This window comes from Streptomyces beijiangensis, from assembly GCF_017315755.1.
In the GTDB taxonomy this organism is placed as follows: domain Bacteria; phylum Actinomycetota; class Actinomycetes; order Streptomycetales; family Streptomycetaceae; genus Streptomyces; species Streptomyces beijiangensis.
Genome location: NZ_JAFLRJ010000555.1, coordinates 1 through 7,055, shown reverse-complemented (window position 1 = coordinate 7,055; position 7,055 = coordinate 1). Strand labels below are relative to the sequence as shown.

General features: G+C 69.4%; 8 protein-coding genes and 1 pseudogene. 7 read left to right on the top strand and 2 right to left on the bottom strand.

Going from position 1 to position 7,055, the window contains the following annotated elements:
- Positions 1 to 3 precede the first annotated feature (3 nt).
- The 3 genes from J0695_RS36720 (at position 4) to J0695_RS36710 (ending at position 3,374) form a co-directional block, all read left to right on the top strand.
- Positions 4 to 1,029: a chitosanase gene (locus J0695_RS36720; RefSeq protein WP_372445887.1), complete on the top strand. Its 1,026-nt coding sequence runs from the start codon at positions 4 to 6 to the stop codon at positions 1,027 to 1,029.
- An 87-nt stretch (positions 1,030 to 1,116) separates the two neighbouring features.
- Entirely contained in the window at positions 1,117 to 2,379 is a 1,263-nt protein-coding gene (locus J0695_RS36715; RefSeq protein WP_206969097.1) for an MFS transporter, read from the top strand.
- The gene (locus J0695_RS36710) at positions 2,376 to 3,374 is read left to right on the top strand and encodes a TolB family protein (RefSeq protein WP_206969096.1); all 999 of its coding nucleotides are present in this window, start codon (positions 2,376 to 2,378) and stop codon (positions 3,372 to 3,374) included. Before J0695_RS36715 ends, J0695_RS36710 begins: the two co-directional genes overlap by 4 nt.
- Positions 3,375 to 3,402: 28 nt before the next feature.
- Here J0695_RS36710 and J0695_RS36705 read toward each other — a convergent pair whose 3' ends face one another.
- Positions 3,403 to 3,873, bottom strand: coding sequence for an Lrp/AsnC family transcriptional regulator (locus J0695_RS36705; RefSeq protein WP_206969095.1), 471 nt, complete (start codon positions 3,871 to 3,873; stop codon positions 3,403 to 3,405).
- Between the two features lie 94 nt (positions 3,874 to 3,967).
- Between J0695_RS36705 and J0695_RS36700 the strand changes: the two genes are divergently transcribed.
- Positions 3,968 to 4,831: an LLM class flavin-dependent oxidoreductase gene (locus J0695_RS36700; RefSeq protein WP_206969094.1), complete on the top strand. Its 864-nt coding sequence runs from the start codon at positions 3,968 to 3,970 to the stop codon at positions 4,829 to 4,831.
- Positions 4,828 to 5,256 carry a nucleoside deaminase gene (locus J0695_RS36695; RefSeq protein ID WP_206969093.1) on the top strand — a complete coding sequence of 143 codons (429 nt, stop codon included), beginning with the start codon at positions 4,828 to 4,830 and terminating at the stop codon, positions 5,254 to 5,256. Before J0695_RS36700 ends, J0695_RS36695 begins: the two co-directional genes overlap by 4 nt.
- A 569-nt stretch (positions 5,257 to 5,825) precedes the next feature.
- Here the strand turns inward: J0695_RS36695 and J0695_RS36690 are convergent.
- Positions 5,826 to 6,089 carry a hypothetical protein gene (locus tag J0695_RS36690; RefSeq protein WP_206969092.1) on the bottom strand — a complete coding sequence of 88 codons (264 nt, stop codon included), beginning with the start codon at positions 6,087 to 6,089 and terminating at the stop codon, positions 5,826 to 5,828.
- 76 nt (positions 6,090 to 6,165) lie between these two features.
- Between J0695_RS36690 and J0695_RS45805 the strand changes: the two are divergent.
- Together J0695_RS45805 and J0695_RS36685 are read left to right on the top strand one after the other, a co-directional pair.
- Positions 6,166 to 6,276, top strand: a pseudogene (locus J0695_RS45805) (DUF6368 family protein); the annotation flags it as partial.
- Positions 6,277 to 6,481: 205 nt separating this feature from the next.
- Positions 6,482 to 6,850, top strand: a complete 369-nt coding sequence (locus J0695_RS36685; protein WP_206969091.1) for a VOC family protein — start codon at positions 6,482 to 6,484, stop codon at positions 6,848 to 6,850.
- Positions 6,851 to 7,055 lie beyond the last annotated feature (205 nt).

Here is a 7,055-nt window from a genome sequence, read left to right as displayed (position 1 = left end):
TCGGTGGACCTCGGGGCGGACACCGCACTCAGCCGCGTCCAGTTGAAGTGGGAGGCGGCGTACGGGAAGTCGTACAAGATCCAGACCTCGACGGACGGCAGCACCTGGACGTCGGCGTACTCCACGACCACCGGCAACGGTGGCACCGACGACCTGGCGGTCAGCGGTCACGGTCGCTACGTGCGGATGTCCGGCACCCAGCGCGGCACCGCGTACGGCTACTCGCTGTACGAGTTCGAGGTGTACGGCGCAGGGGCCAGCACGCCCCCGGCGACACCGCCCACAACTCCCCCCACCACACCGCCTGCCGGGTCGGGTGCCGACCTGACGGACCCGCACAAGAAGGAAATCGCGATGGAGCTCGTCTCCAGCGCGGAGAACTCCTCACTGGACTGGAAGGGGCAGTACACCTACATCGAGGACATCGGTGACGGTCGCGGCTACACCGCCGGGATCGTCGGGTTCTGCTCCGGCACCGGGGACATGCTCGACCTCGTACGGCACTACACCGACCTCAAGCCGGGCAACGTCCTGGCCCCGTACCTCCCCGCGCTCGAAAAGGTCAACGGCAGTGCTTCGCACACGGGTCTCGGCGCGGCCTTCGAGTCGGCATGGACCACCGCGGCCAAGGACACCGTGTTCCAGCGGGCGCAGGACGACGAACGCGATCGGGTGTACTTCGACCCGGCGGTCGGCCAGGCCAAGTCCGACGGCCTGCACGCACTCGGCCAGTTCGCGTACTACGACGCCATCGTGATGCACGGCCCCGGCGACGACTCGACCAGTTTCGGCGGGATCCGCAAGACCGCCATGCAGAAGGCCAAGACCCCGGCCCAGGGCGGCAACGAGACCACCTACCTCAATGCTTTCCTCGACGCGCGCAAGGCGGCCATGCTCACCGAGGCCGCGCACGAGGACACCACCCGCGTCGACACCGAACAGCGCGTCTTCCTCAACAACGGCAACCTCGACCTGAATCCGCCACTGCAGTGGAAGGTCTACGGCGACCCGTACGCGATCAACGACTGATCCACCTCCTGCTCACGGGCCCGCCGTCCGGGACACCCCCGGCCGGCGGGCCCCGCCCCGTAAAGGCTTTCGCAAGAGAGGACAGTCATGTACATCTCGACGAGCCGGGCCGCCCGTCCCGCTTCCCCCGAAGCGCCTGCCACCCCCGGCCGGCGCCGGGCGTGGGCCGGCGTGGACTCCAATGTGCTCGCGCTCGGATCGGTCAGCCTGGTCACGGACATCTCCTCCGAGATGATCACCGCGGTACTGCCGATGTACGTCATCTTCACCCTCGGCCTCAGCCCACTGCAGTTCGGTGCGCTCAACGGCATGTACTTCGGGGTGACCGCCCTGGTCCGCGTCGCCGGAGGTCACGCCGCCGACCGCTGGCAGCGCCGCAAGCTGGTGGCGGGCAGCGGCTACGCGCTGTCGGCGCTCTGCAAACTGGGCCTGCTCGCCGCCGGTTCCTCCGTACCGGTGCTCGGCGCGGTGATCGCGGCCGACCGTACGGGCAAAGGCCTGCGCACCGGCCCCCGCGACGCGCTGATCTCACTGAGCAGCACTCCCCAGACGCTGGGCCGTTCCTTCGGCGCGCACCGGGCGCTGGACACCACCGGCGCCTTCCTCGGACCACTGGCGGCCTTCGCGCTGCTGATGGCGACGCCCGGCCGGTACGACACGGTCTTCGTGGCCAGCTTCTGCATCGCCGCATTCGCGCTGGTGATCCTGGCACTGTTCGTCCGCGACCGGCGGCAGCCGCTGGAACAGCACGAGCGGGCGACCGTACGCGATCTCCTCGGCCTGCTGCTCAGGCCTGGATTCCGCCGAGTGGGCATCGGCGTGCTGCTGCTCGGTGCGGTGACGCTCAGCGACTCGTTCGTCTACCTCCTGATCCAGCAACGCCTGGACATCCCCGAGGAGTACTTCCCCCTGCTGCCCCTGGGCACCACCGGCGTCTATCTGCTGATGGCGATGCCACTGGGCCAACTCGCCGACAGACTGGGGCGGCTGCGCGTGTTCGTCGCCGGCTACGGGGCGCTGCTCCTCGCCTATCTGATGCTGTTCGGCCCGGTGGGCGGCCCCTGGCTGGTGATCACCACACTCGTGCTTCACGGGCTGTTCTACGCGGCCACCGACGGGGTGCTGATGGCGGCCGTCGGTCCGATGGTGCCCGAACACCTCAGGGCCGCCGGTATGTCACTGATCCAGACCGGCCAGTCGCTGGCCACGCTGGCGTCCTCACTGCTGTTCGGCGCCGCCTGGTCGATGTGGGGCCTGCACACCGCGCTCGCGGTGGCTCTCACCGTCCTGACCGTCGCGATCGCGGCGGCGCTGGTGATCCTTCCCCTGCGTCAGGAGAGCACAACATGAGTGCCAGGAACCGGATTCTGATCCTGTTGGTGGTGGCCCTGGTGGCGATCACCACCGTCACCGGATACGCGCTGCGGTCCCGGGACGGCAGCGGCGCCGCGGGCGGGGCGAGTGGTGTCGTACGGCTGGACACCGCCGGACAGATCCTCTTCCGGGACACCGCCCCGGGCGGCTCGTTCGGCCGGATCGCCTCGGTGCCCATCGACCGTCCCGGCGGAGCGCGCACCACAGGACCGATGCTGTGCGACCGGCTCTACGCCGCCCACGGCACCGGAATCTGCATGCAGCGCAAAGGCCCGGTCCCGTCCACCCACGTGACGGTGCTCGATCACGGCCTGCACCGGACACGGCAGGTCAAGATCGAGGGGTTCCCCAACCGGGCACGGGTCTCGGCCAGCGGGAACATGCTCTCCTGGACGACCTTCGTCCAGGGCGACTCCTACCTGCGGGACGACTTCTCGACCCGGACCTCGATCCTCGACACCAGGACCGGGCGCCTGGTCAACAGCATCGAGCAGATCCCGCTGACCCTCGACGGAAAGCCGTACCGTGCCGCGGACCTGAACTACTGGGGTGTCACCTTCGCCTCGGACGACAACACCTTCTACGCCACGGTCCGCACCTCGGGCCGTACCTACCTGATCCAGGGCGACTACCGGAAGTGGACCGCCCACACCCTGCGGACCAACGTCGAATGCCCGTCCCTGTCACCCGGGAACACCCGCATCGTGTTCAAGAAGAGAGTCAACGCCAGCGCCAACAGGCCGTGGCGGCTCTACGCCCTGGACCTCGCCACCCTGAAGGAGACCCCGCTGGCGGAGGAACACAGCGTCGACGACCAGGCTGCCTGGCTCGACGACCACACAGTGATGTACGGCCTGCCCCGCCACGGAGGCGGCTGGGACGTATGGGCCGTGCCCGCCGATGGCAGCGGGGCCCCCCGCCTCCTCATCCACGACGCCAATTCACCGGCCGCGGTGACCACACATCGGTGACGTGTTCGGCGTTGCCAACAGGCCATCGTCAAAGAGCAGCCCGGGTGTTCGCCCGAGGCTCTTGCGGGCCGCGGGCCGGCAGCGTCCGGCTGAGGACGAGGCTGGTGGTCGTGCTCCCGAACTCGGCCAGCGCGTCGACGATCTCCTCGAGGTGGGCCATCGACGTGGCCGCCACCTTCAGGACATAACAGTCGTCCCCGGTGGTGCGCAGGCACTCCAGGATCTCCAGGCGCTCCCCGAGCAGCCTGCGCAGCGGCTCGTGCCGGTTCCCCGGGTACTTCAGCCGCACCACCGCCAGCACCGCGTATCCGGTCCGCTCCAGATGCACCTGCGCCCGGTAGCCCGTGATCACCTCGGTCGCCTCCAGGCGCCGCACCCGCTCCGTCGTCGCCGACGCGCTGAGGTTCACCCGCCGTGCCAGCTCCGTGAACGCGATCCGGCCGTCCCGCTGAAGCTCATCCAGGATCGCCCAGTCCGTCGAGTCAAGATTCTCGGTCATCCGCAAAGATTACCGGCGTATCCACGGGTGAACCGCCTCTGAACCGGCAGGAATCCCTTCTGGCAGCCCATGTGGCCTGGCTAGGCTTCTCTGTATGAAGATCGGAGTCAACGTCCTCAATTTCGGCCCCGGCACCGACCCCGGAGCCCTGCGGAACTGGGCGCAGACCGTGGAAGGCCTGGGCTTCGACCTGCTGATGGTCTCGGACCACATCGCCATCACGCCCGACGTCGCCGAGCGGTATCCGGCGCCCTTCTACGAGCCCTTCACCACCTTGTCCTGGCTGGCCGGCCTCACCACCCGGATCCGGCTCGGCACGACGGTCCTCATCGCTCCCTACCGGCACCCGCTGCTCACCGCCCGGATGGCGGCCAACCTGAACGAACTGAGCGGCGGCCGGCTGGTCCTCGGCGTGGGGGTGGGCTGGGCACGGCAGGAGTACGCCGCCCTCGGGATCCCCTTCGAACGCCGTGGACGCCTGACCGACGACCACCTGCGGGACATGCGGGCGGCCTGGGCGGACACCGCCGACTATGGAAAGCGGAAGATCCCGGTGTGGGTCGGCGGCAACAGCGACGCGGGACTGCGCCGCGCCGTGCAACTCGGGGACGCATGGCACCCGCTGCGCTGCACCATGCCGTGGCTGCGCGAGGCCGCGGCCAGGCTGAAGGAGTCCGCGGACGAGCAACACCTCCCCGTACCAGCCCTGGCTCCCCGGATTGCCCTCAAACCCACCGCGGCGCCGGTCACCGGACCGCAAAGACTCGCCGGGGAGGGCACCATCGACCAGATCATGGACGACCTCGACCAACTGCGGCTGCTGGGAGCCGAGACCGTCGTCCTCGACCACTACAACGGCGACCCCCGCGAGACATGCCACCCGCAAGCGGGCCGGCAGGCGCTCGCCACAGTGGCCGCGCACTTCCACCCGCCCCTCACCGCAACGGAGCAGTCATGACCACACCCGACGACCACGCCTTCCTGAGGCAGGCCATCGCGCTCGCGGCCAAGGCACGCGCGGGCGGTGACCCGCCGTTCGGGTCACTGCTGGCGGGACCGGACGGCACAGTGCTGGCAGAGGAGCACAACACGACCCTGACCGACAAGGACATCACCGCGCACCCGGAACTGAAGCTCGCACGGTGGGCCGCGCGGGAGCTGGACGCCGCCACGGCGGCGGGCACCACCATGTACACCAGCTGCGAGCCGTGCGGGATGTGCCAGGCGGTCATCCAGTGGGCCGGGCTACGGCGGGTGGTGTACGCCCTGTCCAACGACCAGCTCCTGGACATCAGGCCGGGCAGCGGCCGCCCGCCCGTGCCACAGCACGGACCCGCGCTGCTCGACGAGGTACGGGCCGTGGTCGAGGGGTACTACCGCTGAGCGCTTTCCGTGCTCGAGGTGTCGACCGCGAGTGGGACGGCCCTGCGTCAGATGCGTGTGCAACTGGTGAGCGGGGCGTACTGGCTGGTCCCGGTGTACTGGGGGGGGTGTCGAGGCAGGTGCCGTTCCCGGGCCCGCCGTCGCCGCCCTGCGCGGTAATACGGTCCGCACCGCGTCCACCGAAGATGCCGATGGAGTTCCCCCGCCCGCCCTGGCCGGCGTTGCCGCCCCTGGCGGTGATGACGTCGTCGCCGCCTTCACCGTAGAGTGCCGTCGTTTCCCGTACCACCGGTGTGACGATCAGCGTCGCCTCCGCGCGCGACGATGGTGTCGGGGCCGGCGCCGCCCTGGATGATCCCGGCGTTGCCCGTGGTACCGGTGCCGGCCGGCCCAGTCACGGTGATGTCATCGGCATCGGGCCCGCCATTGACGATCCCGCCGTCGCCGTTGGCGCCGAAGAGGCCGCCCGCCCCGGTGATGGCAATGGTGTCGCGGCCGATGCCTCCGTTGACGGGCCCCCGGTTGGCACTCTGGGCGGGGGAGGTGACGGCGAAGGTGTCGTCCCCGGGTCAGCCGTTGACCGTTCCGGCATTGCCCACACGGAAGTTGGAGTTGGAGGGGGCGAATTCGCCGCCGCTGTGGTCAGGGTCCGGGCCGGTGATGGTGTCGGCGTCCAGCCCGCCGTTGACCATGCCGGTGTTGGCCGGGGAGTTGCGGCCGGAGGTGACATCGATCTTGTCGCGTCCGGGCCCGGCATGGACGCGTCCCTGGTTGCCGATGCCCTGCGGGTTGGCGACGGTGAGACGGTCGTCGCCGCCGAGCAGGTCGAGCACCTGTGCCCTCGGGGGTGCCCCTGGGTGCACGAGATGACGTCCGGGCCGTCGGTCGCGGCAACAGGCGTATCCCGACGAAGTCGACCAGAAACCTCTCATCGGCTTCGCTCCGACCCACGCGGTCGACGTCATCGCGTTCTGCAACAGTCCCGTCGACCACGCAGTCACGGCCCTGTTGACCGCCACCGTGATGGACGTGTCGGCGGAGTCGCCAATGCCCAACTGCGGGAGGACCAGGTGCTGGCCGTCGCCGGCCTTCCGGGCATCATCGCGACGGCGTCCGATCCGTGGCCTGCCGCGTACGGCTCTGCGGAATTTCCCGGGTTTCGCCGATGACTTCACCGTCTTCGAACGGTCTACCCAGCGACACGACCGTTCTCGACAGGAGTGCCATGTCCACCATCCAGCCAGTGATCGTGACTGCCGACCAGGACGTTCTGCTCGGCTTCTATACGAAGTTGTTCGGCGCCACGGAGATCTTCCGGGTACCGGCGGAAGGCCCGGTCTTCTACCGCGCCTTGCGCATCGGCGACACCGACCTCGGGCTGGTGGCCAAGGCGGCCCCGGGGACCGGGGCCGCGTCTCGGATCCTGCTCAGCATCGGAGTCGACGACGTCGCCGAGACGCTCGGCCGGGTGGAGGCGCTGGGCGGCTCGGTCAGCGGCGGCCCCAACGACATGCCATGGGGACAGCGCGTCGCCCACATCCAGGACCCCGACGGCAACGCGGTGAACCTCACTCAGCCGATCCCGGCCCGGTGACGCTGTTCCGGGGGCATGTGCTGATCCCTCACCAAGCTCCGTACTGAACCCGATCCGCCAGTTCTTCAGGTGGGCGAAGCCGCGTTCGACAGGGCCCCTCCATCACACGCACCCGGCCCCCGAACTGTGGTGTCCCACCACATGTGCGCCTGACCTGGGCGTTCCTACGGTGTGGCGACTGGAACCGTCCCCGTCCCCCGCCCGG

What these genes read in the sequence shown, in the direction of transcription:
- J0695_RS36715 (WP_206969097.1), top strand. Translation starts at nt 1,117, where the DNA reads ATGTACATCTCGACGAGCCGGGCCGCCCGTCCCGCTTCCCCCGAAGCG.
- J0695_RS36710 (WP_206969096.1), top strand. Translation starts at nt 2,376, where the DNA reads ATGAGTGCCAGGAACCGGATTCTGATCCTGTTGGTGGTGGCCCTGGTG.
- J0695_RS36705 (WP_206969095.1), bottom strand. Translation starts at nt 3,873, where the DNA reads ATGACCGAGAATCTTGACTCGACGGACTGGGCGATCCTGGATGAGCTT.
- J0695_RS36700 (WP_206969094.1), top strand. Translation starts at nt 3,968, where the DNA reads ATGAAGATCGGAGTCAACGTCCTCAATTTCGGCCCCGGCACCGACCCC.
- J0695_RS36695 (WP_206969093.1), top strand. Translation starts at nt 4,828, where the DNA reads ATGACCACACCCGACGACCACGCCTTCCTGAGGCAGGCCATCGCGCTC.
- J0695_RS36685 (WP_206969091.1), top strand. Translation starts at nt 6,482, where the DNA reads ATGTCCACCATCCAGCCAGTGATCGTGACTGCCGACCAGGACGTTCTG.